At 69.6% G+C, this 26,579-nt stretch carries 21 protein-coding genes; 7 read left to right on the top strand and 14 right to left on the bottom strand.

Annotation, left to right across the window (positions count from 1 at the left end; all coding sequences use genetic code 11):
• Positions 1 to 24 precede the first annotated feature (24 nt).
• The 4 genes from IT359_14705 to IT359_14690 all read right to left on the bottom strand — a co-directional run bounded on the left by IT359_14705 (position 25) and on the right by IT359_14690 (position 3,015).
• The gene (locus tag IT359_14705) at positions 25 to 621 is read right to left on the bottom strand and encodes a hypothetical protein (GenBank protein ID MCC6930233.1); all 597 of its coding nucleotides are present in this window, start codon (positions 619 to 621) and stop codon (positions 25 to 27) included.
• Between the two features lie 95 nt (positions 622 to 716).
• Positions 717 to 1,658 carry a DUF4097 family beta strand repeat protein gene (locus tag IT359_14700; GenBank protein MCC6930232.1) on the bottom strand — a complete coding sequence of 314 codons (942 nt, stop codon included), beginning with the start codon at positions 1,656 to 1,658 and terminating at the stop codon, positions 717 to 719.
• Positions 1,655 to 2,470 (bottom strand): hypothetical protein, encoded by an 816-nt coding sequence (locus IT359_14695; protein MCC6930231.1) that lies wholly within the window; start codon positions 2,468 to 2,470, stop codon positions 1,655 to 1,657. Before IT359_14695 ends, IT359_14700 begins: the two co-directional genes overlap by 4 nt.
• The gene (locus IT359_14690) at positions 2,467 to 3,015 is read right to left on the bottom strand and encodes an RNA polymerase sigma factor (GenBank protein ID MCC6930230.1); all 549 of its coding nucleotides are present in this window, start codon (positions 3,013 to 3,015) and stop codon (positions 2,467 to 2,469) included. The genes IT359_14695 and IT359_14690 overlap by 4 nt, the downstream gene beginning before the upstream one ends.
• 192 nt (positions 3,016 to 3,207) lie before the next feature.
• Between IT359_14690 and IT359_14685 the strand changes: the two genes are divergently transcribed.
• The 4 genes from IT359_14685 to IT359_14670 all read left to right on the top strand — a co-directional run bounded on the left by IT359_14685 (position 3,208) and on the right by IT359_14670 (position 7,730).
• The gene (locus IT359_14685; protein ID MCC6930229.1) at positions 3,208 to 4,203 is read left to right on the top strand and encodes a flippase-like domain-containing protein; all 996 of its coding nucleotides are present in this window, start codon (positions 3,208 to 3,210) and stop codon (positions 4,201 to 4,203) included.
• Positions 4,204 to 4,303: 100 nt separating this feature from the next.
• A complete protein-coding gene (locus tag IT359_14680; GenBank protein MCC6930228.1) occupies positions 4,304 to 4,729 on the top strand; it encodes an SCP2 sterol-binding domain-containing protein in 426 nt (141 codons plus the stop codon).
• A gap of 27 nt (positions 4,730 to 4,756) precedes the next feature.
• A complete protein-coding gene (locus tag IT359_14675) occupies positions 4,757 to 5,203 on the top strand; it encodes a TfoX/Sxy family protein (GenBank protein MCC6930227.1) in 447 nt (148 codons plus the stop codon).
• A gap of 64 nt (positions 5,204 to 5,267) precedes the next feature.
• Positions 5,268 to 7,730 carry an ABC transporter permease gene (locus IT359_14670; GenBank protein ID MCC6930226.1) on the top strand — a complete coding sequence of 821 codons (2,463 nt, stop codon included), beginning with the start codon at positions 5,268 to 5,270 and terminating at the stop codon, positions 7,728 to 7,730.
• Between the two features lie 89 nt (positions 7,731 to 7,819).
• On the opposite strand, the gene IT359_14665 is transcribed toward IT359_14670, so the two are convergent.
• The 8 genes from IT359_14665 to IT359_14630 all read right to left on the bottom strand — a co-directional run bounded on the left by IT359_14665 (position 7,820) and on the right by IT359_14630 (position 18,802).
• A complete protein-coding gene (locus IT359_14665; GenBank protein ID MCC6930225.1) occupies positions 7,820 to 9,265 on the bottom strand; it encodes a zf-HC2 domain-containing protein in 1,446 nt (481 codons plus the stop codon).
• Positions 9,252 to 9,794: a sigma-70 family RNA polymerase sigma factor gene (locus tag IT359_14660; GenBank protein ID MCC6930224.1), complete on the bottom strand. Its 543-nt coding sequence runs from the start codon at positions 9,792 to 9,794 to the stop codon at positions 9,252 to 9,254. Before IT359_14660 ends, IT359_14665 begins: the two co-directional genes overlap by 14 nt.
• A 124-nt stretch (positions 9,795 to 9,918) precedes the next feature.
• Complete coding sequence (locus IT359_14655; protein ID MCC6930223.1) at positions 9,919 to 12,339, bottom strand: VWA domain-containing protein; 2,421 nt, start codon at positions 12,337 to 12,339, stop codon at positions 9,919 to 9,921.
• A gap of 108 nt (positions 12,340 to 12,447) precedes the next feature.
• A complete protein-coding gene (locus IT359_14650) occupies positions 12,448 to 14,523 on the bottom strand; it encodes a hypothetical protein (GenBank protein MCC6930222.1) in 2,076 nt (691 codons plus the stop codon).
• Complete coding sequence (locus IT359_14645; GenBank protein MCC6930221.1) at positions 14,520 to 16,196, bottom strand: hypothetical protein; 1,677 nt, start codon at positions 16,194 to 16,196, stop codon at positions 14,520 to 14,522. Before IT359_14645 ends, IT359_14650 begins: the two co-directional genes overlap by 4 nt.
• Positions 16,193 to 17,140: an NAD-dependent epimerase/dehydratase family protein gene (locus IT359_14640; GenBank protein ID MCC6930220.1), complete on the bottom strand. Its 948-nt coding sequence runs from the start codon at positions 17,138 to 17,140 to the stop codon at positions 16,193 to 16,195. The genes IT359_14645 and IT359_14640 overlap by 4 nt, the downstream gene beginning before the upstream one ends.
• Positions 17,137 to 18,108 (bottom strand): NTP transferase domain-containing protein, encoded by a 972-nt coding sequence (locus IT359_14635; protein MCC6930219.1) that lies wholly within the window; start codon positions 18,106 to 18,108, stop codon positions 17,137 to 17,139. The genes IT359_14640 and IT359_14635 overlap by 4 nt, the downstream gene beginning before the upstream one ends.
• A 1-nt stretch (position 18,109) precedes the next feature.
• Entirely contained in the window at positions 18,110 to 18,802 is a 693-nt protein-coding gene (locus tag IT359_14630; protein ID MCC6930218.1) for a glycosyltransferase family 2 protein, read from the bottom strand.
• A 147-nt stretch (positions 18,803 to 18,949) separates the two neighbouring features.
• Between IT359_14630 and IT359_14625 the strand changes: the two genes are divergently transcribed.
• From IT359_14625 to IT359_14615, 3 genes are all read left to right on the top strand, one after another.
• Positions 18,950 to 19,162 carry a hypothetical protein gene (locus IT359_14625; GenBank protein MCC6930217.1) on the top strand — a complete coding sequence of 71 codons (213 nt, stop codon included), beginning with the start codon at positions 18,950 to 18,952 and terminating at the stop codon, positions 19,160 to 19,162.
• 356 nt (positions 19,163 to 19,518) lie between these two features.
• On the top strand, positions 19,519 to 21,576 hold the full coding sequence (locus IT359_14620; protein MCC6930216.1) for a cobalamin-dependent protein: 2,058 nt from the start codon (positions 19,519 to 19,521) through the stop codon (positions 21,574 to 21,576).
• Between the two features lie 83 nt (positions 21,577 to 21,659).
• On the top strand, positions 21,660 to 22,388 hold the full coding sequence (locus IT359_14615) for a glycosyltransferase family 2 protein (protein ID MCC6930215.1): 729 nt from the start codon (positions 21,660 to 21,662) through the stop codon (positions 22,386 to 22,388).
• A gap of 40 nt (positions 22,389 to 22,428) precedes the next feature.
• Here the strand turns inward: IT359_14615 and IT359_14610 are convergent, their stop codons facing one another.
• Both IT359_14610 and IT359_14605 read right to left on the bottom strand, forming a co-directional pair.
• Positions 22,429 to 24,222, bottom strand: a complete 1,794-nt coding sequence (locus tag IT359_14610) for a glycosyltransferase family 39 protein (GenBank protein MCC6930214.1) — start codon at positions 24,220 to 24,222, stop codon at positions 22,429 to 22,431.
• Between the two features lie 218 nt (positions 24,223 to 24,440).
• A complete protein-coding gene (locus IT359_14605) occupies positions 24,441 to 26,270 on the bottom strand; it encodes a sulfatase-like hydrolase/transferase (GenBank protein ID MCC6930213.1) in 1,830 nt (609 codons plus the stop codon).
• Positions 26,271 to 26,579: the final 309 nt, after the last annotated feature.

Genomic DNA, 26,579 nt, shown 5'->3' with positions numbered 1-26,579 from the left:
ACCCCGGGAATGCGAGCCCTCGCGCTAGCGTGCCGACAGCTGCGCCGCCCGCTGCCGCAGTGACGCATCGATATCCTGCATCGCTACCGCCGCGGGAATCGTCCACCCATCCTGGCGTCGAGTGGGAACGCGCACCGCCGCAACCTCGCCGCCTCGCCCCAGCTCGACGATGGCCGACGCGTTGTCTTCGGGGCCCTGTGCTATCGAGACGACGAGCGTCCACGTGCCGTCGTTAGGCCACTGCCGCTCGAGCGCGAACACGCCGGTGCGCGAGGTCGTCGTGAAGCGCAGCGGGATCGAACGCCGCTCGCCGTTGACCAGCCCCTCGGCCGAGCCGGAGACCGGGAAGCCGGTCGGCGTTCCATGGTGAAAGGCGTGCACGACGAGGAAGGCCGAGCGCGTCGTGGCATCGTATGGATTCACCGGGTACTCGATCGAGATCCACGGCGGCCCGAATGTGGCGCGCGCGCCAGCGGCGATGACAGCGGCGGCGCCACCGACGGCGCCAGTGGTAGCGCCGGTGCCGGCGCGGTCAAGACGCTCGTGCGACCACCCGAGTGCGGGGGCCGCAGCCAGCGGGGCCACCAGGGCAAGGGAACGCAGCGTAGTCATGGGACGCATGGCGATATCCTCTCATCGTTAGGGGCATCGAGCCCGTCACCCCTTCAGATGCCGCGCATGCCCCCCGCGTTTAGTCGCCGGTCGTGCGCCCGCGGTCACTTCCGCAACGGCGCGGCGGTGACGGTGATCGTCCCCTTGAACGTGCGCACCGCCACGCGTGCCGACTCGGAGCCGCGCTCCAGCACCAGTTCGGCGCCGCGCCCCTCGCGGCCAGGGGCCGGGCGTGTCGCGTCGAAGCGGTTCACCACCGACCCGGTGATGGACGTTGCCGTGACGGCAAAGTCGCCCGTGCGGGGAACGACGAGCTGGATCTCGCCGCTGTGCGAGTCGATGGTCACGTCGCCGCCGCGCGCGATGGCGCCAAGGAGCTGGATGGGGCCCGTTACCGACTCCAGGCGGGTGCGCTCCACCGCCCCCTGCTCCACGCGAATGGTCCCGCTCACCGTGGTCAGGGCGAGGTCCTCGCTCCCACCGCGCAGCGTGATGTCGCCGGTGGCGGTCTTGGCGCGCAGCCAGGCCGGCGTGCCGTCGACGGCCACGCTGGCGTCCATTGCCTCGATTTGCAGCTCGCGGGGCGACGCGTTCACGCGCACCCGCCCGCCAATCACCGCGATGTCGAGCCCCCCATCCACCCCGCGCGCCTCGACGTCGGCCGTCCCGCACTTGACCCACACCCGCGAGCGCGCCGGAACGCGAATCTCCAGCACGCCGGTGCTTGCTGCGTCGTCGTTAGGCGACTCGAGGTACATCTTGGCCCCACGCGCCGGCGACCGGCCATCGCCGCCCACGCCGATCTCCATCTGCACCGCGGGAGGGAGCGAGCCGGTGACCACGAGTGAGTCCTTGCTCCACCCCACGATGCGCAGCGACCCGATACTCCCCTTCACGCGGAACGAGAGGTCCGGCGCGACGGCGTAGCGCCGGTCGACGGTCTGTTGCGCGGCGAGGGGCCGCGACGTGGCGAGGGCGATGACGGCAAGCGCCATCGCGGCCGCGAGGGTGCGCGATGCGCGCGCTCGAGATGGGAATGGCGTCATGAGGCGGAGTACTCGGTCGCGCGGCGCAGCAGCTCGACCTTGTGCTGGTAGGTAGCCGACAGCAGCTCGGCCAGCGACTGGTTGGCCGGGTCGGCGACGAGCGCCGCGCGCGCCTCGGCAATGGCCGAGTCGATCGTGGCGAGCGAGCGCTCGACGACCGCGACGGTGGCAGGGGCAAGCGCCGAGCGTTGCGCCAGGAAGGCGGCGTGGAGTTCGGCGAGGTTGGAGAGGTAGGCGGATTCGGCGGCGGTGAACGACGCCGGGAGCGCCCCCGTGCCGTCAGCCGCAACCGGGGCAGGCGCCGCGCGTGGTGCGCTGGCCGCCACGGGCGCAGGCGCCGTCGCCCGCGATCGCAGCAGGAGCGCGGTCACGCCCGACGTGAGCGCCATGAGGACCAGCGCCGCCGCGGCGAGCGTGCGCGGTGCCAAGGTGTACGTGCGCCTCGGCAACGCCAGCACGGCGCCGTTGGCCGCACCACGCGCCGGCGTGGCGTCCGGGGTTCGCGCGGGCGAGTGTCCGCCAGCCGCAATCGACCGACTGATCTCGTCCCAGAGTACCGGCGGCGGCGCGGCACCCCGGTCCAACGCCGCGGCTCCGCGTGACAGGTCGCGGATCGCCGCCACCGTGGCCCGGCACTGCGCACAAACCGCAACATGCGCCACGACGCCGGCCATCCCACCGCGCACCATGACGCGCTCCGCGTCGTCTGTCGCGCCGCCCGCCGCGCCGCCCAAGGCGTCGTCGCGATGGTCGGCCAGGTCGTTGAGCACGCCCCACGCCGGATGTCCGTTCTCGAACCTGTCGTCGTTCATCGCGAGAGGTACTCCATCAGCAGGCGCCGGGCGCGGTGCAGGTGGGCCCGCACCGTCCCCTCGGCTATGTCCATGGCACGCGCGATCTCCTCGTGCCGGTATCCTTCCACCTCGTGCAACACGAAGACGGTGCGCGCATTGGTCGGGAGGCGCGCGATGGCCGCCTCGAGGTCGAGCCGCGCCCCCACGTCGTCAGGGCTCGCGCGCAGCGACGGCGCAGCGTCGTCCTCGTCGTCGAATCCTGCACGCTCATGCAGCTGACGGCGCCGGTCGCGGCGCTGGCGCTCCAGCACCACGTTCACCGCCAACCGATGCAGCCACGTGCTGAACGCCGCGTCGCCGCGGAAGCCGGGGAGCTTCTCCCATGCCCGCACGTACACGTCGTGCGCCACCTCGCGCGCCTGCTCGCGATCGCCCGTCATTCGCAGGCACAGCGCAAACACCCGCTCCGACGTAGCGCGATACAACCCCTCGAAGGCGCGCGCGTCCCCCTCCCGCGCCCGCGCCGAGAGCGTCGCCTCATCCACGGCGATCGAACGGGACATCACCCCCACAGCGTCAGTCCCACCGAGTCGCTTCCATTCACGATTCGCAAGAATCCCCGAGGGGGAGCTTCACCGTATGAGATGTCGGTCGGTGCCCGTTCGTTTAACGGCGCGCTCATCCTTGGCTTCTAGCCCTGCCCTCGGTTCCGATAGATTGCTCCCTCTCCGCATCCACGCCCCCGCCCCTGGCCCTTGACCCCACTCCGCTGGTTCCTCACCGCCGTCTCCTTCCTGGCGACGTTCGGTGTCTCGGCCTACGTCATTTCGTCCAACTGGCCGGCGGAGGGAGCCCCGCTCGGACTGCCGTGGTGGGGGCACCTCCTCTGCCTCGCGGCCTGGGGTCTCGATATCCTGTTCCGGGTTGTGAAAATCCGGTATAGCGCAAAGGCAATTGGGGTCCCCGTCACATGGGGCGCGATCCTCCGAACCACGCTTGGCGGCGATTTCGCCGCCGCCATCACCCCCTCGCGCTCGGGCGCCGAGCCGGCCCGCTTCCTCATCATGAGCGAAGGGGGGACGCCGCTGGGAGGGGTCGTGCTCGTCCTCTACCTCGAGGTTTTCCTCGAAGCGATTTCCCTGTTTGTCGTGGCAGGTTTGCTGGGGCTCCTGCTGCACGAGTCCACCGGTCTGGTGCGTGGACTCCTCGGCACGGTGACGCTCTATGCCGCCGGCGTCCTGGGGATGGGGGCGCTGGCGCTCATGCTGTCCAAGCGGAATTCCCGGGGGCCGCGGCCGCGCTGGGTACGCCTGATGGGCGTCAATGCGCTCATCTGGCGGCGCGTCCAGCGGGGGCTGCGACAGCTGCGGGGAAGCGTCGATTCACTACGGGATGCGCAGCGCGGGACGATGTTCCTCGCCCTGATCTTCTCCATCCTGCACGTGAGTTCGCGACTGCTGACCTTGCCGATCATCGTGTGGAGTTACGGCGGGAATGTGGCGCTGGGTCCGTTATTGTTGTGGCCGCTGATTCTGCTCTACGGTGCGGCGGTCGCGCCGGCGCCCGGGGGCGGGGGAATGGTGGAGGTCGCGTTCAAGGTCGCGCTCGACGGCACGCTCCCTGCACGGTTGTTGGGTGCATCGCTCATCTGGTGGCGGGTCTACACGTTCTACCTCTACACGGTCGCCGGCGCCTTTGCGGCGGGGCGTACCGTGATGCGTGCCCTTCGGCGCGCCAGGAGGCATCACTAGACCCGCCCGTAGGGCTGAGTGCCCGCGCCCGAACGACCGTTCAGCGCGGGTGCAGTCGCCGGATGGAGCGTCACCTGCGCCTCGCAGTTCGTCGCACCACGTGACTCCTCCTCTCTTTTCCCAAGTTTGGGCTGACGCCTTCCGGGACGCCGTCAACGGCGACGTCTCGTACCGGCAGGCGGGGCTGCAATGGCAGTCGCCGCTCGCCTTCGTCCTGGACGATGGCGCGCCGGTGGGGCTCATCGGCCCCGTGGCGCTCGAGATGCTGCTCGATCGCGGGCTGTGTCACACGGCGCGCATCATGTCGCCCGATGCCTGCACGGCTCCGTTTGTATTCCGCGCCGAGTACGGCACATGGAAGGAGATCATGACGGGAGCGCTGGACCCGGTCGCCGCGGTCATGCGCGGACAGGTTCGCTTGACCGGTGACGTCAACGCCCTCATGATGCACGCGCGCGCCATCTCTGCCCTCGTGCGCTGCGCGCAGACCATTCCCACACACTACAGCGACCAGCCCGCCGCCTGACGCTGGCGGGCTTCCGCCGGAGCCCCCATGGCGTTCGATCCCGGGTTGGTGGAGCGTGTGCGCGACGCCCTGGCCCGGTTGGGCGAACGGGGGTCGCGTGAACGCCGCGTCTTCAGCGGCTACGGCTTTCTGCAGGGGAAGCAGACGTTCGTGATCGTCTGGGGCGAGGGGCTCCTCGCCAAGCTCACCCCCGTGGACTACCCCAACGCCCTGGCGCGCCCCGGCATCACGCCGTTTGCACCTGACGGCGAACGCCCGATGGGAACCTGGGTCCTCGTCCCCGCCGACATCGTCGCCGACGACCCCGAGCTTGCCGAATGGGTCGCCGCCGCCTTGCAGGGGATCCGCGCCGTTGCGCCGGCCAAGCGCGCGCCAGCCAAGCGGGCGCCTGCCAAGCGGGCGCCAACCAAGCGCGCGCCAGCCAAGCGGGCGCCAGCCACAGGCGGGAGAAAACCCCGAGCAAAGCGCCGGTGACCAAGTTCTGAACCTGACGCGAACGCTCCCCCGCCCGCTCCCTCGCCCGCTCCCTCGCGATCGCATGCCCTCCTGGCTGGACGACCTGGGCAACGATGCCCGCCTCGCGCTCCGCTCCATGCGACGCGCCCCGCTCTTCGCGACGCTCGTCATCGGCATTCTCGCCCTGGGGATCGGCGCCTCCACCACGGTGTGGGCGCTGCTCGACGGGATCGTCCTCCGACCGCTGGCCTATCCCAACGCCGATCGGCTCTTCTCGATCACGGAGCGATCGCCGAGCGGCGGACAGCGTCCGCCATCGTATCCCACGTTTCGTGACTGGAAAGCACGAGCGACGGCGTTCGACCGCTTGGCGTATGTGCGCGGCGAGGACCTCTCGCTCCCCGAGCCCGAGGGGACGCGCCGCATTCTGTCGGCCTATGTCAGTGAAGACTTCTTTGGCGCGTTAGGCGTCGCCGCCGCACGCGGACGCACCTTTGCCGCCCCTGCCGGCGACGAGCGCCCCATTGTCCTGTCATGGCGGCTCTGGCAACAGCGCTTTGGGGGTGACCCGTCGGCCATCGGGCAGTCGATTGCCACGGCCAACGGCACCTTCACGATCGTCGGCGTGATGCCGGCAACCTTCAACGAGCCGGCGTGGGCCGACACCTGGACTCCGATCGAGCTCCTGCCGGCACGCTCGCGCTTCGTGCTCGAGCAGCGCACGCTGCACGTCGACGCGCAGGTCACGGCGCGCCTGGCGCCGGGTGTGACGCGCGAGCAGGGCGACTCGCAGATGCACTCCATCGTGCAGGCTATGGCGCTCGAGTACCCGGAGGATGCGGCGCAGTGGACGCAGGTCGCGTTGACCGGGATCATGGACATCGTCCTGGGCGACGCCCGCGCGCGGCTGCGCGTGCTGGCGCTGGTGGTGGCGCTCGTCCTCCTGGTCACGACGCTCAACGCGGCGGGGCTGATGGTGGCGCGCGACGCCGCGCGCCGGCGTGAGCTGGCGGTGCGCACCGCGTTAGGCGCGCGCGGCGGGCGGCTGGCGCGACAGCTCCTCGTGGAGAGTTCGCTCCTCGCCGCGCTGGGCGGGGCGGCGGGGATCGCCACCGCGACGGCGATGCTCGGCGCCATCCGTCGCTGGGCGCCCGCCGTCTTTCCGCGGTTGGGAGAGGTGCAGCTCGACGCGCGCGCCATGCTGTTCGTGCTGGCCGTGGTCGCGGTGGTCGCCGTCATCCTCGGGCTCCTCCCCGCCCGATCGGCGCTGCGCACCCAACTGGCCGGTGCGCTCCGGCACGGCACCGCGGGGAGTGGCGAGGCGCGCGCGAGCACGCGGCTGCGCGGTGCGCTCGTGGTGGTGCAGGTCGCGCTGGCCGTCGTCGTCGCGGTGAGCGCCGGACTCCTCGGGCGCACGCTCACCGTGCTCGGCGCCACGCCGCTGGGCGTGGAGCCCGAGGGGGTGCAGGTGCTGCGCGTCTTTCCGCCACCCGGGAAGTACGACACGCCGGAGGGTGCGGTCGCACTCTATCGCCAGTTGGAGCAGTCACTGAAGGCGATCCCTGGCGTCGCGCAGGTGGGGCTCGTCAACCACGCGCCATTCGCGGGCGCCTTCATCTTCACGACGGTGCGCACCGACGCACCGCCCGCCACCGACGGGAGCGATGTCGCCGTCTATCGCACCGCGTCTCCGGGATACCTCGCCGCGCTCGGGGGGCAGCTCGTGCGCGGGCGATTCATCTCGGACGAGGACCTGACCTCGGTCGGGAGTGGGGTGGTGGTGAACGAGGCGTTCGTGCGTCGCTTTGCCAGCGGGACGGATGGCATCGGGAAGGTCGTCACGGTCACGCGCATGGCGCAGGGTCGGAGCGACATGGGCACGCCGGTCACCGCCCCCATCGTGGGCGTGATTGCCGACGAGCGACTGTTCGGTGTGGACCAACCGCCCCCGCCGGCGGTCTACGTGCCCTACACGTGGAATGTGTGGCCGAGCATCTTCGTGGCAATCCGTTCCACCATGCCGGAGGCGTCGCTCACGCCGCTCATCCGTGCGGCCGTCCTCTCGGTGGATCCGGCGATCCCGGTGGCCGGGTCGAGCCCGCAAACGTCGATTCGCCCGCTGGCGCTGTACCTCGAGGCGCTCCTGCAGGCGCGGCGCGTGAGCGCATGGTCGCTCTCGGCGTTTAGTCTCATGACCCTCCTCCTGGCCGCCGTGGGGATCTTCGGCGTGATGGCCTTCCTGGTCGTGCAGCGCACGCGCGAGATCGGGCTTCGCCTCGCGCTCGGCGCGACGCCGGGGTCGGTGTCGCGCTGGGTGCTGTGGCAGACGGTGCGGCTCGCCTTGCTTGGCGTGGTCATCGGGAGCGTGGTCGCCGTCGGTTGGAGCCGAGCGCTGGTGGGGCAGCTGGTGGGGGTGACGACCACCGATCCCACCGTGTACGTGGGGGCGGCGGCGCTCTTCTCGCTGGCGGCGCTCATGGCCGGGATCATCCCGGCGGTGCGGGCGGCGCGCGTCGACCCGGTGAACATGTTGCGTACCGACTGACGCCTAACGCCGGGCTCCCATTCAGGGTCTCGTGTCACGCGGCGGCACCGCGCGAGTCCGATCGCGCGGTGCCGCGGTCGCTTCTCTGCCTAACGATCCGGGCAGGCGATCCTGGTCGCGGCCAGGGCGCCCTCGGCGAGAGAGCGCCCCTCGCCACTCGCAATCGCCATCACGAAGCGCGAGGCGGTGCTTCCGCTTCCCTTCACCAGCGCCACGCCGTTCGCCGCACCGTTCGGCACGAGCGTCCAGCGCCACGCCACCACGGCGGCCGTCGTCGTCGCGGTGGCCGCGACCGCGCCCCCCCTCGCTTCCACCGCCGGAGGGAGCGGGCGCACCGCGTACGCGGGGCGTGCCTCGTCCTCGCCCGCGCCTGAGGCGAGGAGCTGAACGGCCGAAGCGAGTCCGGCATCGCGCGCGGCGGCGGTGAGTTGCAGCTGGTAGCAGCCGGCGAGCGTCGCCGGTGTCGGCGCGCTCGATGACGTGACGCGCGCCAGGGCAGTGCCGACCGCTGACTTGGCCGCACCGCCAGCGGGAGGCACTTGCGCGCTGGGCGGGGCGGCGGCGGGGGCCGGTACCGACCGGCGCGCAACGTCGACCTCACCGCGCAGCCGCTCGGCTTCCGTGCGCACGATCGCGTCGGCCCGGAGCGCGGGGACCGCCTTCCGGGACATCGAGTCCATGGCGGCGGCATCCTCCGCCGCGCGCGTCCTGGCCGCCATCGTCGAAGCGGCGACGGCGGCGGGGACGGGGGGCGGCGTCTCTCTCCGCTTCGCCTCGTTGGACTGCGCCGCGACTTCGCGCCCGGCCCGGTCCATCCGCGCGCTCACGTCCCGCAACGGCTCCGCCAGAGGCTGCGCAGCGCCGGTGGCCGCGGTCGCCCCCGAAACGTTCGGCGCCGGCCCCTGCCGAACGACGGCTGCAGCGTTCCGCCGTGCAGCTGGCGGCGTCAGGGCCCGCGTCGACTCGGCCGCCACGCCAGGCTTCCCCGCGACTTCGGCCACGCGCTCAGCCGAGCGCTCAGCCGAGCGTAGGGTCGCTGGTGGTGACGCTGGTGCGGTCGCCTGTGGTGCCGCAGGTACCGCGGCCGGCGCCACCGCCGGCTCCGACGCCGCGTCGCTCGCGAGGTCGGCAATCGAGGTGCGTGGCGACCGTTGCCAAACCACCGACAGCGCCACCGCGACGAAGGCAATGCTGGCCGCGGCCGCCAGCTGCGGGCGCTGCCACCAGCCACGGTGGGGGCGTGGCGCTACACCCGTGTGCGGCTTCTCCATCGTCAGCGACGGCGTTGACGGGGGCGACGCGGGGCGGGGGCGCACCGTCTCCGCGGCGAGCCCACGCGTGGGAATCACCCCGCTCGGAACGTCGTCCAGCGTGGCGAGGATACGCGACGAGGCGGCGATGAGCCCGCGCGCCTCGGCGATCGCGGCCGCGCAGGCGCTGCACGACGCCGAGTGCGCCTCGATGAACGCGCCCTCGCTCGCCGGCAAGGCGCCGTCGAGCCAGGCGTGGATGGTCCCTTCGTCAATGTGCTCCATGGCTCCCTCCAGCACGTCGCTGTGCATCGCCTTGCAGCGCTTCGTACGTCTCCGCCAGGCGGCGCCTCGCGCGCGCCAGCGTCGTGCCGATCGATCCCACCGACAGTCCCAGGGCTTCGGCAATCTCGTTGTAGTCCAACCCTTCCTCGCGCATCAGGAGCGCCAGCCGGTCCCGCTCGGCCAGGGCATCGACCGCGCGGCGCGCCATCGCCTGCTCCTGCGCCCGCTCCTGGGCCCGCTCGATCGAGGCCTCCACGGGCTCGGCGATGCGTTCCTGCTCCTCAGCCGCCAGCAGCTGCAACTGGCGGCGCCGGCGATCATCCTTGCGGGCTTCGTCTCGCACGAGGTTGGTTGCCACGGCAAAGAGCCACGACCGTTCGCTGGTGAGCACGTCCTGGCGGAGGGCGCGCAGGAACGTCTCCTGCGCGACCTCCTCGGCCCAGTCGCGGTCCCCCAGCCGCCTGGTCAGGTAACGCACCAGGGGGCGGTGGTACTCGCGGAACAATCGCTCCAGTTCGTGGTCGTTCATTGCGTCGGGTCACGTCGTGTGGTGCGTGAACGTCGCGCTGCACCTTCTCGCCTGCCAACCGCCGGCCAACCGCTGGTCAAACGCCGGCCAGCGGTTGGCCAGGTACCGCCGCACCTCCCATCGCTCACCAGTCGCGCACGATCGCGTCCAGCGCGGCGGTGGTGAGCGATTCCACCGCGTCCGCTCCGTCAGGCGCAAGGCGCACCGCCACCTTCCGCCCCGTCACGACCACACGGTCGCCAAGGGCAAAGGCGGGCGCCAGCTCTCCCAACCGCTGCACCAGGGCAAAGTAGGCGGTGGAGAAGGGCTTCACCGTCACCGTGCGCATCCGGCTCGAATATGCTGCATCCATCCATACCCCGCCCACCAGCGTAAAGCGCCGGCTCCCCACGCGCCGCTGCGTTGCCCCACCTTCAGGCTCCATCGCGTCCATCTCGCCCAGCGACTTGGCTTCGCGCTGCGCCGCCGACTTGCGCGCCGCCTCGAAGCGGAGCTCGTTGGAGGCCATTGCCGGTGCCGCCGGTGCCGCCTGCGCCGTGGCGGCCGCCGCGTCTGCTGCGCCTTCCGAACCCCTGCGTCGCGCGAGGTCGGAGCTCAGGGTCACCGGTGTCGATGCTGCATCGCGCCGCACGCCGCCCGTGGCGCCGCCTGCCGCGGTGGCGACCGTCATCCCCGGCTCCACCACGAGGTACGACGAGAACTCGGTCGGGATCCCATACCGCTCGCCTAACGACTTGATCTCCTCGTCCATCTCGCTCGTCGCGCCGCGCTTGCGCTTCTCGGCGGCCAGCCACCCCACACGTTGCGATGCCCACAGGCGCGCCACGAAGGGATTGTCGCGCGTGCGCTCCGGGAAGTTGGCGCGCGTCGACCAGCTCACGGGGCCGTCCACCGACTCCCCCTCCAGGCGCAACGTGGCGTTCCCGTCGCCTTCATAGCGGGCGAGGATCACGAGGTCCTGTCCGGCAAACACATCCAGCTCGCCCGAGGGGAGCAGCTGCGACAGGCGCACACCGTCGGCCCGCACCTTCACGTTCGTGAGCACCGGCGTGGACAGGCGCCGCGCCAGGAGCCCCACGGCGCGCTCCACCGACTCGCTGTCGCGCACAAAATGCGCGGTTCCGTGCCCTTCCACCGCCAGCTGCTCGATGAGCGTGGCGTTGACATCGGCGCTGACGCCGACCGAGAAGAGGCGTGCCTCACCACTGCGGCGCGACGCCATCGCGGCGATCGCATCGGGATTGCGCTCGCCCACCGTCGGCTCGCCATCGGTCACGAAGACCACGAGGGGGAGTCTGTCGCCAGTGGCGCGGGCGCCGAGCGCTTCCTCGAGCGCACCGGAAATGTTCGTCGAGCCCTCGGCGCGCAGCGACGACAGGTAGCGACGCGCTTCGGCGAGGTTGTCTCCCGTGGCGGCGCTCCAGCCGTCGCGGAACGAGCGCACGTCGGTGGAGAAGTCGATGATGCGAAAGCGATCGTCGGGGCGCAGCGTTTCCAGCAGCGCGCGCCCGGCCGCCTTGGCCTGCTCCAGCTTTCGCCCAGACATCGAACCCGAGACGTCGACGACGAAGGTGAGGTCGCGCGGCATCGTGCGCCGCGAGGCGGCTGGCGGCGTGACGGTAATGAGGGCGAAGCCGCGCTCACCCCCCGGCGCGTGCGCCAGGACGCTGAGCGCGGCGGTGTTGGCGCGCCGCAGCGGGAGGAGGATCGTCATGTCGCTCGCGCTCCCTCGTGCATCCACCGAGCGCAGGTCGCCCTCGTCCTTCGTGCGCAGCGTGTGCGTGGGCGAGTACGGCTCTCCGTAGTTGGAGCCCGGGCGATAGACAAAGCGCACGCGCGACCACTCGCCCTCCTCGCCGCGGCGCGTGTCGCTCGGGAGCTGCGCCGGATTCACGCGCTGCCCGGGGCGAACCATGGCGCCCGTGCCGTTGGGATCCGTCCCGCGGCGATAGTCGATGCGCAACGCATCGCCCTCGCGCTCGGCCACGCTCTGGTAGCGCACCACCACCTTCTTCTCCTCGCCAGGCGCAATGGGGAAGATGCGCGTGCGCAGCATCCCGCTCCCCATCCACTCCACCAGGGCCGGGTCGCGCTGGCGACGGACAATCTCTTCATAGATGCCGCGGGCACGGTCGGCGGTCATCGTCTCGCCGCTCACCAGTTCGCCGTTGATCAACAGTTTGAGGTCCTCGAAGGCGGCGCCGGCCGGGAGCGGGAAGACATAGTCCGCCTCGGCCACGCGACCGCTCGCGTTCTTGAAGACCTCGGTGACCTCGTAGCGCAGGACGCGATCGGCGAGGGCGATCTTCACGTCGCTCGACACGCGCACCAGCGTCGGTGCGCAGGGGAGCGTCGTCACCGGGACGACGCAGTCGGCATCCGGGGCGCAGCGTGGCGGCGTCGGGTTGATGCACGGCCGACCGATCAGGCGCCCCTGCGCCGCAACTCCCTGCGGGGCGCCCAGCAGGAGCAGGGCGGCGACCGCGGAAAGTGCGGCGATGGTGGAACGCGACGACGTCGGGTGCGCTACGGCCTGGGCGGACATGGTCATCTCCTCGTGTGGGTCCTGCAGAGGAGACGTCACCACCCCGCCTGACTTGCACACCGCCCGGCAACTCTCGGTCGGGACGACCGCTTCGCGCCCGTGCGTCGGCTACGGCGCGGGCGGGTTCTGGCCCACCTGGCGCAGCGCCTCTGCCGGGGAGAGCGGTCCGGCGGTGACCCGATATGATGCCTTCGTCACGCTGGGGCCGTCGACGAACCAGACGGTGCGATCGGGGAAGGCCGCGATCACGGCGCTGTCGGTGGCCGCCGTGGTGCGACGCGCGTAGACCGGGACGGGTTCCGAGAGGTCGAGCGGGTTGTAGGCAATGGCCGACCCGAAGTCGGGGATCTCGCGCCCGCGCACCAGCACCAGCGCGCGCGCGAAGCCACGCTCGCGCGCAAGCGAGGCGACATCGGCGCGCATGCCGCGATAGTGCCAGTACTTGTCCACGGAACGCCACGGGACGAAGGTCGCCCATGCCCCCAGCGTCACCAGCGCCACGCCGGCCAGGACGCGCGCGTCGCGACGCTCTACCGCGTGCGACGAAGCGTTGTCCGCAACCGCTGTGTCGAGTTTGGCCAGGGTGAGCGCGGCGCGCGCGGTGAGCGCGCACAGCGGGACGATCATCAGGAACCAGTAGCGCGCCCCGAAGTCCGGCCCGCCGGCGAAGTAGTTGAAGAAGTACGCGAACCAGGTGAGGAAGACGGCGCCCAGCATGGCGCGGTCACTGCGGATCAACCGCCCGCGCAGGATGAAGGCGAAAACGAGAAGGAGTGAGCCGATGCTCCACCCGAACAGCTCGACCTGCGTGGCGGCGAGGTTGAGCGTGGTGTTGATGATCGCGTCCAGCGGGCCGTGCCCCGGATTGGGGTCGAGCGCCCACCCCATGCCGCGCGTGGGGCCGAAGCCGTAGTCGTTCGCCCCTTTCCCGAACAGCGCATCGTTGTACGCCATCATGGGGAAGTACGACCCCTTCCCCGTGAAGTGCGCGTTGTAGAACAGGAGCGGCACCGCCGCGACGATGGAGCCGAGGACGAGTCCGGCGATGGCCGGGATGCGCAGGCGGCGCCCGCCGAGCCCGATGCTCCAGAGGCCGAGCGCGAGCGCGAGGATCATCGCGTCGAGCTGCCGCACGCTGGCCACTAAGCCTAACGCCAACCCGCCCAGCCACGTCCAGCGCGCCTGTCCGGTGCGCCGCGCCGCCATTACCCCCAGCGCCGCGAGCAACCCGCACAGCAGGGTGATGGCGTGCGGCATGAAGCTCATGCCGAGGAAGGCGCTCCACGGCGACAGGACGAGGAGGAGCGTCGCCAGGCGCGCCACGCGCACCCCGTAGATGGGGCGCAGCACGAGCGACGTGAGCGCGACGTTGAGGCCGGTCAACACCGGGTTCACCAGCCAGACTGCCCCCAGCCACACCCCCGGTACCAACCCCAGCGCCCAACCCGGCGGCACCGGGGAGTACCACCCCTTGGGGCTCATGTCGAGCAGGAAGAACTCGAACGCCTTGGCGACCGGCGGGTTGGCAAGGGCGAGCTTGCCGGCGGCGAAGGTGCGCGCCTGGATGAGGTAGACGACCTCGTCCTGCAGGTGCGGGTGCCGGCCATACACGACGAGCGCGAGCAACGCACTGATCGCGGTGGCCGCAACGGCGGCGAGCACCGTGAAGCGGTCCAGGCGCGGCGGCGCGTTCTCGTCAGGCGGCAGATCGGGACCGAGCAGGCGCACGACCCGATCGCGCCACCCGTCGATCGCCACCGGCGGCATCGCGCGCGCCGCCAGCACCACGGTGCCAAGGTTGACCAGCTGCACGAACGACGAGAACGCCATCTCCCCCGCCAGCCGCACGAGGTCGCGCCCTACCACGGCGCTGCAGGCCACCGTCGCCAGCACGAGGAGCGGGAGGCGCCAGCCCGGGAGGAGGCGACCGAGTCGTGCGAGGAGCTCGCCGATCGCGGTGCGCAGCCCGAACAGCGTGAGCAACGCCTGCACCGCGACGATTGCGAGCGCGAGCGGGCGCGTCGGCAGCTGCACCACGGGGAGGTAATGCTGGTAGCCGACCCCCTTACCCGCCGTCACGAGCGCCAGCGCCGCCCCCTGACCAACGATTGAAAGCAGCGCCCAGCCGAGGAATGCGCCTCGCCCGGCAGTCTCCGGCGCCGCCGCGGACGGGGGGCGGCTCACGGCGGTGTCGCGCTCCCCGTGAACTCGAAGAGCGTCCCCACGTCCGTCCTGGCCAGCGTGACCAGCCCCGGCATGTGCTCGAATCGATCGGCCCCTTCTTCCTTGCGAAGGTAGACGAAGCGGACCTTTGCCTTCGTGAGGAAGGCCGGCCCCTTCACGGGATCGGCGTCCTTGAAGAAGGTGTTGACCTCGAGCCGCTTGCGTTCGAAATCGAGCGTCAGCGCGTAGTGGCCGGCGTACAGCCGCCCCGGGTAGCCCATCGTGAGCCAGAGGTCATCGGTGCGGAAGGAGAAGCGCTCCTTGGGGACGATGAGGATGTCACCCGGGGCTGCCTTGGCGAGCAGCGCCTTCGACACCGCCTGGTGCCCGGGCGCCATCCAGATGTAGACGGGCGCCTCGCCGCTGGGGTGTCGGTCGAAGGAGGTCGTCACTTCCTCGCGATAGAGCTTCCACGCCGGGGTGGCGATGAGCGTGAAGACGGCGAACGCCGCATGGCTCGCCTTCACGCGCGCGTACCGGGAAAAGTACACGCTACCGGCAATGATCATCGCCGGCACCTGCAACGTGAGGACGCCGCGGTCGGAGTACGGGTAGAATGGCCCGGAGAGCGTCAGCGTCACGCATCCCAGCACCCACCCCAGCAGGAAGACCTCGTCCAGCCCTGCTTTCCGCCAATAGTCACCCAACCCCCAGGCCATCAGCCCCCACGCCAGCGGGTAGGCGAGGGCAAGTTCGGAGAAGAGGATGGCCGGGGCGCGCCACTCGGGGATACCAAGCCCGGAGTGCTTGAAGAGCGACAGCTGCCACGCCACGGGAACGGCGACGGCGATACCGCACGCCACCAGCGTCATGAACATCGCGCGCGTCGGCAGCCCCCCTTTCACCCAGAACAGGAAGAGGACGCCCCCACCGATCGCCAGCAGCGTCACGCCATCGTAGATGTGGAGCACGGTCACCGCCGCGAAGGCGACAGCCGTCACCGCCAGCCGCACCACCGAGAAGCGCACCATCGTCCAGTACAGCGCAACGATGGCCAGCAGCGCCGTCAGCAGGAAGAAGAGGAAGTGCGAGTCGAAGAGCGTGGTGAAGATGTAGTGATTGCGATACGCCTCGAATACCGTGGAGGCGTTGAGCCCTCCCGAGACGATCTGCGCCCACGGATGGAACTGGCGCAACCGATCGATGGAGTCGAGCCACCGGAGATGCGCCCCGAAGCCACCACCGAAGACCAGCGCGAGGTAGACCCACCACGTCTGCGTGCGCGACTTCGAGAAATGATCGACGATCCAGAAGAGGAGAAGCGCGACCGCCGCGGCGAACACCCCTCCCAGCACCCCGTAGACGATCCCCGGGCGCGCGTCGAGCGCCTGCGCGAGGTGTCCGATGCCCCAGTAGAAGAGCACAACGATGTGCGGCTTGTGGGGCTCCGTCGTGAGCGGGTCGATGACGATGGGGCCCTGCTGCAACGCCTGCTGCATCAGCATGCGGTACTGCATCTCGTCCGGCGACCCGTTGAGGTAGCCGGTAAAGCGCCACCCGTCGGGCGTCTGGCGTGCCGCGTCGAGGTACGGAATGAAGTGCACGAGCGCCGCGAGCAGCGCCACCGCAACGATCGGCAGCGAGATGTAGCGCGCGTCCCGGCGCGGCCGCGGGGCGGACGGCTGGTCGCTCACGTCGTCACGGTTGACGCGATCGCCGCGATCGCCGCGATCGTCGCCGGCAAGTCACCGCGCAACGTGCGGCGCGGCGCATAGCCCAGCGCGCGGCGCGCCGCGGAGATGTCGGCCACCGAGTGCTTCAGTTCGCCCTCCGCCGCCGGGGCGTGTTGCAGCTGCAACGCGGGGTTCACCAGCTGCACCAGCAGCGCCGCGAGTTCGTTGACCGTCGTCCCCACCCCTGTTCCGAGGTTGTAGGTCCCGGGCGGGCCATCGAGCGCCAGCACCGTTCCGGCGGCGATGTCGTCCACGTGCACGAAGTCGCGCCGCTGCAGCCCGTCGCCGAAAATCGTCGGCGACTCCCCCGAGAGCAGCCGGGTCACGAAGATCGTGATGACACCGACGTACGGCGTGAAGCGCTGTCCCGGGCCAAACGTGTTGAAGTAGCGAAACGCGGTGAACGGGATGCCCAGCTGCGCCAGCATCTGCTGGCACAGCAGCTCGGCGCTCATCTTCCCCACACCGTAGGGTGAGAGCGGGCGTTGCAGATGCGACTCGGGAACGCATGCCCCCGGTTCCGACTCGGCGTACACCGCCATGCTCGAGGCGAGCACGAAGTGGCGCACGGCGGCTGGATCCAGGCATCGCACCAGGTTCACCGTGCCGAGGACGTTGGTCTCGATGTCGTCGTACGCCTTCTCGAAGCTCCCGCGCACCGAAACCTTGGCCGCCAGGTGAAAGACCGCGTCCACGCCCTGCAGGGCGCGCGTCACGTCGGCGGCGCGGCGGACGTCGCCCACGAGCAGCGTGGCCCCTGCCGGAACGTTGTCGCGCGACCCGGTGGAGAGGTCGTCGAGGATGGTGACGGCCATCCCGCGCGCCAGCAGGTCGCGCACGACCCGTGAGCCAATGAAACCGGCCCCTCCCGTCACGAGGGCGTGACGGAAGCTGGTCTCGCTCACGCCCCCACCGCCGCGCGATCGCACTGCATGATGTTCTCGCCGAAGACGACGACGTGATCCAGGTCGTGCGTCTCGGCGATGTGCGTTCCCTCGAAGACGAGCGAGTTGGTGATACGGATGGGGTGCTCGATCACCACGTCGTCGCCAATCACGCTCCCATCGATCACCGTTCCCGGCGGCATCGACACGTCATGCCCCACGAGATGCGGGAGGGCGCGGCGTTGCAGCTCGATCAGGTTGAGGCGCAGCAGGTCGTGTGGATACGTGAGGTTCATGTCGTCGTCGACCAGCGCGCTGTGATAGACGCGGTGCTCGTCGTCGATCATGATCTGGATGCTGTCGGTGATCTCGTACTCGTCGCGCATCGCGGTGCGCGGCGTGCGCCGGATCGCATCGAACACATTGAGGTCGAACATGTAGAGCCCGCACCCCTTGATGGTGCTGCGCGCGTGGCGCGGCTTCTCGATCACGCGCCGCACGCGCCCGTCGGCATCCGGGATGATGGCAAAGTTGCGGCGGATCATCTCCGGGTCGTGCTCGATCTTGCTCGCCAGGCAGGCGTTGATCTCCCCCGACGCGACGCGCTCGATCATCGGGGCCATGTCCTTCGTGATGAAGTAGATGTCGCCCAGCAGCAGGATGAAGGGCGCGTGGATGTGCGGCTCGAGCTTTCCCACCGCGTGCGCCATCCCCAGCGTCTCGCCCTGCTCCACGTAGCGGATGTTCACCCCCCAGCGGCGTCCGTCGCCTAACGCGGCAACGATCGCGTACCCCAGGTGGCCAATGACGATCGTCACGTCCGTCACGCCGTGCCGCTTGAGGAACTCCAGCTGGTACGACAGGAGCGGCTGGTTGCAGACCGGGAGGATCGGCTTGGGAAGGTCGGCCGAGAACGGGTAGATCCGCGTCCCCTTGCCGGCCGCCAGGATCACACCGACTACTCGGCTATTGGTACGGTGCGGCGCCATGTCAGGCCGCCCCGAAGCGGCACGACACGAGCTTCTGTATCACGTAGATCGCGTCGGTCGCCTTGATCTTCTTTCCTTCCTCCGCCGTGCGCCCCACGAAGCTGATGGGCACTTCGGCGAAGCGCGCGCCGCGACGCGCGAGCCTGGCCGTGAACTCGGCCTCGAAGTGGAAGCCGTCGGCGTGCAGGGTCACCCCGTCCAGCAGCGACCGGCGATACATCTTGTAACATGTCATAAGGTCGGTAATGTCGACGCCGTACAGGGTGCGCGCCATCGCCGACATGAGGCGGTTGCCGAAGTTGTTGGCCGTCGCCATTCCCGTGATCGCACCCTTGAAGCGCGAACCGTAGACCACATCGGCCGTGCCGGTGAGGATCGGGGCCAGGAGGCGATCGTACTCGGACGGATCGTACTCGAGATCCGCATCCTGGTGGATGATGATGTCACCCGTCGCGAGTGTGAGGAGATGTTTGAGCACCCCACCGCGCCCCACGTTCCTGCTCATGAACTCGATGCGAAGCTCCGGACGCCTAGGCATGGCTGCCAGGATATCGCGCGTCCCGTCGTTGGAGCCATCATCACCGATGAGCACTTCCTTCGCGACCGGGATCCGCGCGTCGAGGACGCGCTGGATGAGCACCTCGATGGTCGCTCGCTCGTTGTAGACCGGAATGAGTACGCTGAGTTTGTGCAAGCTCGTTCGAGAGTGAGGTACGGTCTCGCGCTGCAACCCTACCGACTGGAGGCCTGGCCGCCTGCGAGCAAAATGCTGGCCGCCGCAGTTGCGTCGGCGATGGGGGGACAGTCATTTCACCTCGAACTCATATCCCCCGTACCCGACATGCGCGAGGCCCGCGTTCTCGACCGATTCGCGACGTTCTATCCCGCCTTGTCGCCCGGTGTGTGGTATCCGCTTGGCGCGCGAGGCGAAGATCGCACCCGCCCCGAAGGTGCCACGCGATCCGGCGGTGGGCCGGTCAACGCGGAAGGCGTCTGGCTCAGCGTCGATGGCCAGGACCGCTTCGTCTTTCGCGACCACCTGGAGTGGCGCTAGCGACACCTTGGCCGAGCCACCGGCACAATCGCGTGCCCAGTTGCCGGGCGGCTGTTGCGCGAGCTCAACAGGCACAGCATCCGCGGATGGCGGGGGCTTCGTGAACGGGCTTCGTTTTGCCTGGCGCGAGCACCTCAACCACGCGCGCCGCCCCTCGTTTGACCCCTACGCGGCCGTAGCCATTGCCTTCCCGGTCAAGCGGCAACGAAAAGCCTGAGCCCGGCGCGTCTTTTGCAACTTCCTTGTGACTCGGAGGGGGCATCGAGCGCCGCCCTCGGTCAGGAACCGTCGCGAAATGCGACGATCCCACCCTGACATCCTCATGGCCTCCGTCCATTTCAGGGCTCCGCTGCCGCATGCGCGTCTACCTCGCCGACCTCGGTCACAACCTCCAGACGTTCAGCTCCGACATCTACCCGATCGGCGTCGCCAACCTTGCGGCGTACACGTCGGCGTACCTGCGGAGCCTCAAACCGGTCGAGCTGCGGATCTTCCGGGAACCCCAGGAGCTGCGCGCCGCCCTCGAGAGCGCCCCCCCGAACGTCCTCGCGCTCTCGAGCTACGCCTGGAACCACGAACTGGCCAAGTCGTTCGCACGCTTCGCCAAGCGGCGCGACCCGGGTGTCGTGACGATGATGGGAGGGCCCAACTACCCGCTCACCCTCCCCGAGATGGAGTCGCACCTTCGCACCATGCCCGAGATCGACCTGGCGGTGCGCGGCCCGACATACGAAGGCGAGCGCGCCTTCCTGGCCATCATGCAGCGACTGGTGGACGTGCAGGGATCGCGCGAGGGGCTGCTGGAGGAGACGGTGCCCGGGAACGACTGGATCGACCCGAGGACCGGGGCCTTCGTGCGCGGGGCATCGCTCCCCCGCATCACCGACCTCGACGAGATCCCCTCGCCGTACATCACGGGGTGGATGGACCCGTTCTACTCGAGCGGCTACTTCCCCATGCTGCAGATTGCCCGCGGGTGCCCGTTCACCTGCCAGTTCTGCAACTCGTCAGTGAAGGAAAACAGCAAGGTCTTCGCGCATTCGGTGGAGAACGTCTGCCGCGACCTGCTGCATATCGCCGAGCGCGTGCGCCCCGAACTCCCGGTCTGCTTCGCCGACGACAACTTCGGGATGTACGAGCGCGACCAGGAAATCGCCGAGTACATCGCCTATCTGCAAGACCGCTTTGGCTGGCCGCGCTATATCCGCACCACCACGGGGAAGAACCGCGCCGATCGCGTGATCAAGGTGATGCGCACGGTGCGCGGCACGCTCCCGATGACGTCGGCCGTGCAATCGCTCAATCCCGAGGTGCTGGAGAACATCAAGCGCTCCAACATCTCGCTCGACGCCTACGCCGAGATCCAGAAGGAAGTGCAGGCGCAAGGGATGCAAGCCTACGGCGAGTTGATCCTCTCGATGCCGGGCGAGACCAAGGCGTCGTTCATGCAATCGGTCTCCGACCTCCTCGACAGTGGCGTGAAGCGCGTGTCGGCGCACCAGCTGATGCTGCTGCACGGGGCCCCGCTCTCGAATCCCGAGCAGCGCGCGAAGTTCGGCTTCAAGACAAAATGGCGCGTGGTTGCGCGCAACCTGGGCAACTACGGCACGGGTGAAGACCTGGTCGAGGTCGAGGAGATGGTCGTCGAGACGCCGACCTTCAGCTACGCCGAGTACTTCGAGACGCGGGTCTTCCACCTCCTCCTCACGATCTTCCACTACGAGGGGAATTTCGAGGAGGCGTTCGAGTACGCGCGCCATCACGGCGTGAAGGCGTTCGACCTGGTGGTGCGCCTGCACCAGCTGCTCGACGAGGCGCCGCTCGCCTTCCGCAGGGTGATCGATGACTTCGTCGTCGAGAGCCGCGAGGAGCTGTTCGACACGAAGGAGGAGTGCGTGGCCTGGGCGCGCGCCAACTTCCAGTCGCTGGTGGACGGGAGCAAGGGCGGCAACCTGCTGTCGAAGTACTCGATGCTGGGGCGTTTCTATGTATCCCAGGAGGCGATCGACTTCCTGGGGCGCGGCATCGAGCGGATTCTCGCCGAGCGCGGCGCGACGCAGGGCGATGACGCGCGCCAGTCGATGGTGCGCTACTTGCACTGCGTGATGCTCCACACCCCGTTCGCCGAGACGCTCGAAGCGACCCCGGCGTGGACCAGCCGCTATGATGTCGAGAAGTGGCGTGGCGAAGGCTACGTGCGTCCTCTCGAGGACTACAGCACCGATGAACGTGTGCGCTACAGGGCCATCGTCGAGGGCGACAAGAAGGCGCTCATCCTGAGCCGTATGGCGACCTTCGGCGAGCACCCGGCCGGGCTGGGCAAGTTCACTCGCACGATGTTCGCCCGCGACCTGCGCAGGACCATGCACAGCGCCGACGAGCGCGCGCTCGACACCGCACTCACCACCGCGTGATCTCCACTTCGCTCCCGAGCACCGAACCGTCACCCCACGAACCGCGACCCGCCGACACTCGCCGGCCGGACGTTTCGTTCGTCATGCCCTGCTACAACGAGGAAGAAGTCCTCGAGTACACCATCCCGAAAATGATGCAGGCGTTTGCCGCCGCGGGATACCAGCTGGAGCTGGTGGCGGTCGACAACGGAAGCAAGGACGGCACAGGCGAAGTCATCTCGGCGCTCAAGGCGCGCTATCCCGGGATCGTTCCCACGCGCGTCCAGGTCAACCAAGGCTACGGCAACGGCATCCTGCACGGCATCCCGCTGTGCACGGCCCCGTGGATCGGCTTCATCCCGGCCGACGGCCAGGTGGATGCCGAGGACGTGGTGCGACTGTATGAGGCCGCGGCCGCGACTCGCGGGCGCGTGCTGGCCAAGGTCCGGCGCCGCTTCCGCATGGATGGCGTGCTGCGCAAGCTCGTCTCCACGTCGTACAACATCTTCGTCCGGATCCTGTGGCCCGGCCTGGCGTCGATCGACGTGAACGGCAGCCCCAAGCTCCTCCCCGCCGATGTCGTGCGCGCCATGGAGCTGCAGTCGAGGGACTGGCTCCTCGACCCGGAGGTGATGGTCAAGGCGCACCAGATGGGGCTGCGCGTGCTGGAGTTCAACGTCTTCGCGCGCATGCGCGGCGCCGGCCTCTCCCACGTGCGGGCCACGACCTGCTGGGAGTTCTTCCACCGCCTCGTGATTTTCCGCCTCACCTCGCACTGGCGCACGAACGACGCGGCGGGACCCATCACACTGAAGGAAAGCGCGCGCTCCTGACGCGCCACCCCTCACGCCGAAGCGACATCTTCGCCCGGGGTCATGGGGCGACGCTTGTTGCGGCTGGCGGTTTCCTCTCGAAGTAGGAGCGCACGCGCCGGCGTGGCGGGTCGGCAGGTGCAACACGGTCGCGCCACGAGCGCAGGGCGTCACACGCCTCGCCTCCATCGCGCGCCTCGCCTGGCTCGCGCACGCGCAGCACGGCGTACTCGCGAGGAAAGGCGCGCAGCAGGATCAGGTCGTCACACACACGCGCCATCAACCGCCCGTGGCGCAGGCTGCGCACGCCGACCGGCCCCACCACCACGTGCGTCACCCCTACACGGCGAAGGTAGGCGATGATGGTGGCCGAGTCCTCCCGGAGCGCTGCAATCTGGTTCACGGTGCGACGCCCCGCGTGCGTGAAGAACGCCGCCTCCTTGCTCGCCATGAAGACCGCCCCCGGCGGGGTCGAGTCGCGCACCCACTGCGCCGCTTGCAGGTACGCGCGCTCGTCGGGGGGATAGCATCCCGGTGAGGTGGTCACCTGGTCGCGATCGCACCGCGAGCGCTCCACGGTGAGCGCGCCCAGCGTCGGGATCTCGCCCAGCATGAGGAGCACGACGAGGGCAAGGACCCCCGCCGTGCGCCACCGCGGGAGCAAGCGGGCAAGTAGCGACGAGGCGCCCAGCAACATCGCCAGGTAGATGAGCGGGATGACCGGGCTGAAGTACCGATCCATCATCCACGTCCAAACTGTCAGCAGCGCCAGGTAGGCCCCCAGCGCGAGCGCGGCGCCGGGCCAGCGGCGCAACATGACCCACGCCCCCACGCTCGCCGTGATGACCATGACCACCAGCCACGCGACATTATCGACGATGGTGTGCTGCACGGTGCGGAACGACAGGACCGTTGGCAGCGTGTTGGTGGCGATGCGCAGCAGCCGTTGCTCCAGTCGCTGCGCCGTTGGCGGGGGTGCCGGCGCAACCGTAGTGGGCGCCGCGCCTCCATCGTGCTGCACGCCATTCGTTCTGGGCGGCGCCTGCGGCGCCGAGCTGATGATCTTGGCCAGGTCGGCCGAGTAGAGACGCTGTGATTCCGACTCGGGAGCCATGAAGGAGTAGACGAGCCAGACGCCGATCGTCCCCCCCGCCACGACAGCCAGCGTGGCGGCTCGGCGCCAGCGGCGCTTGAAGAGCCACCAGACGATCAGCCCGCACACCATGGCCAGTCCCGCCGTACGCGTGAGCGCGGCGGCCGATAGCGCCGCCCCCGCCAGCACGCCGTAACGCCCCCCCTCCTCCTCGCGCGCGATTCCCCACAGGGCGATGACGAAGAGGAGGTTGAAGAGCGGCTCGGAAAGGAGCCACCCGCTGGTCTTCACCATGAGCGGATTCAGCGCCCACAGAATACTGGCGAGGAGCGCCATTTCCACGCCCACCACTCGGCGCGCCGCATCGAAGAAGACCACGACCGCCAGCGCCGAACAGAGCGCCACGGCGAGCAGCATCGCGTCGACGTTCCAGCCCGCGGGCAGCCCTACCGCCGCGAGGAATGCGGGAAAGAGCGGTGGATAGCGGACATGCAGGGGCGCCGCGATGTCCCACTGCTCGTGATAGCCGAACCGGACGAGGTTTCGCGCCAACTGGAAGTACTGCGCATCGTCCTCCCCCCAGCCGATCCCCGGGACGCGCGTAAGCCAGACTATGGCGAGGTGCAGCAGCGCGACGCATCCCACCACAGCGCGCGCCACCGGCAGGTCGACGATGAAGCTCGACCAGGCACCAGACCACTTGGCGACCGCTCTCGCCGGAACAGGGGTGCTCCCCTGCGACGGCGCTTGGGTGGACGGCACGGACACGCGTTGGATTGTCGGGTGGGTTGGGACGGGGGGAGTTCCCAGTCGGGGCAAGATGCGTGCACGTCGCCTCCCCCTTTTGCGCCAATCTCGTGACTATCGTCACCAACCCCTATCCGGGGGGCAGTACCCCCTCCTTCCGACGGCGCGCTCCGCAGCTGTCGCGGGCATCCCACACTGCTCACTCGGCGACGCATCAGCCGAGGGGGGACTGGCTACCGCCCGTGCGCGACGCTCGCGAGGATGGCGCGCAGGCGCGCGACCTCCGACCGCACCTGGGGGTCCTGCACCTCGTTGACGACCTCGGTGGGGTCTTCGCGGTAGTTCAACAGCTGCTCCTCTCCCCTCGCATTCCGGATCAACTGCTGGTCGTCGTCGATGACGGTGGCGAGCGGCGTGGCCGCGTTGGGGAAGCGGGCGCTCACGTTGCGCCCCTGGATCACCGAGGCAACGGCGGGACTTGGCACGCCATCGGCCTGCGGGGTCCAGGTGCACGCCAGCGACTGCCCGGGAATGGTGCCGCGCGCGATCCCCGCGAGGTCGAGGAGCGTGGCCGGGATGTCGCGCAGCGAGACCTCGTCCTGCACGCGCGCACCGCGCGGGACGCGCGCCGGATAGCGCACGAAGAGCGGGACCTGCAGAAGCGGGCGATAGAGCGCGTTGGCGTGTCCGCGCAGCCCGTGCTCGCCGAACAGTTCGCCGTGATCGGCGGTGACGACGACGATGGTGTTGTCGAGGGCACCGCGCCGCTGGAGCGAGTCGAGGAGGCGCCCGATCTCCTCGTCGAGGCGCGCGATCGCGGCGTCGTAGCGGTCCACCGGCCTGCGCCCGTCGCCGAATCGAGCCAGGACGGAGTCCGGGGCGCGATAGGGGTCGTGCGCATTCATGTAGTTGAGGAAGGCGAAGAACGGGCGCGCACCGCGTTTGCGCTCGAAGGCCAGGAAGCGGTTCGTGACGTCCTGTGCCGGCACGGGGTGCCACCCCGCGTGCCCGCCGGGCGCGAGCCGGAGGCGGCTCACGGCCCGCCTGGCATCGTCCATCGACCGGATGCGCGCCACCTGCTGCACCGCGCCGCTCAGGGCGAGGGGGGAGTGCTTGAGGATGAGTCGCGGGTCGAGCGGATAGTCGTGGTATTCGATGAAGCCGCGGGCCAGCCCGGTCTCGTACGACGTGTAGGAGAGGTTGGCGACGAACCCCGCGGTGAGGTAGCCGCTGTCGCGAAAGCGTTCGGCGACCGTCTCACCTTCGAGATTGATGGGGCGCAGCCAGTCGTGCGGGAGTTCGCTCGCGTAGCGCCCGGTGAGGAGGGAGCCGTGCGAGGGGAGGGTCCACGGTGCCGTGGCGAACGCCTGCTCGAAGACCGTCGCCTCGGCCGAGCGCCGCAGCAGGTTGGGGGTGGTGGGGCGGTGGTGGCCGTAGAGGCTCAGGTTGTCGCTGCGGACCGTGTCGAGGATGAGGAGGAGGACGTTCGGGGCGCCGTCAGCCGCAACAGGGAGTGCGGCGAGCATCGAGTGACGCCGCTCCACCCGCCATCCCTGTTGTGTCAGGGCCAGCGCCACCACGCCCACCGTGGCAACGCGCGTGGCGGTCCCCAGCGCGCCACGCCGCGCGGGCGACGCCTGCGAGTACCATCTCGCCAGCTGCACCGCGACGCCCGCGGCGAGGATGACCTGCGCCCACGATGCGATGGCCGTGTACGGGAGGAGCTGGGAGATGACGGCGAGGAAGGCGAAGGTCGCGAACGCCACCACGCGCCCCCGCGGGCGCCCGCGCAGCACGAGGGCGAACACCAGCGCCAGCGGCGCGAAGATCATCAGGTGCGCGATCGGTGACATCCACCACACGTCGCGGCTCACGAAGGCGAGCTCGTGCAGCACACGTTGTCGCACGAACTGCGTGAGCGCATAGGCAACGCCAGCGGCCAGCGCCAACCCCCAGGCGATGGACAGCAGCTCGCGCGCGGACGGCGGTTGCACCGCCGTGCCAGTCGTCCCCGGTGTGGCCGTCGCTGCCGGGCGCGCCGAGGAGGCGTCGGGGTCGAACATGCGGTGCGGACTGCCTCCGGCAACGGGGTCACGCTCGCGGCCTCGAACCTAACGCCGAACCAAACGCCGAACTGGCGCCGAACCTGACGTCGCACCTAACGCCGAACCTGACGTCGACGCTGGCGCAAGCGACGCGCGGCGATCGCGAGCGACCGGAATACTCCCATGCCGTCACATCCGACGATGTGACCTGGATCTCATTTGCACCGTCGGCGACCGCAGCCGATCCTGACGCCATTTCATGAATGGTCCGCGGTTCCAGGCCGACGCTTGGCGCCGGCGCGCTGATGCCATTTCCGATATGGCACC

It is taken from the genome of Gemmatimonadaceae bacterium, assembly GCA_020852815.1.
Lineage (GTDB): Bacteria > Gemmatimonadota > Gemmatimonadetes > Gemmatimonadales > Gemmatimonadaceae > SCN-70-22.
Note: the sequence above shows the minus strand (reverse complement) of the source record. Positions and strands in the feature narration are given on the sequence as shown.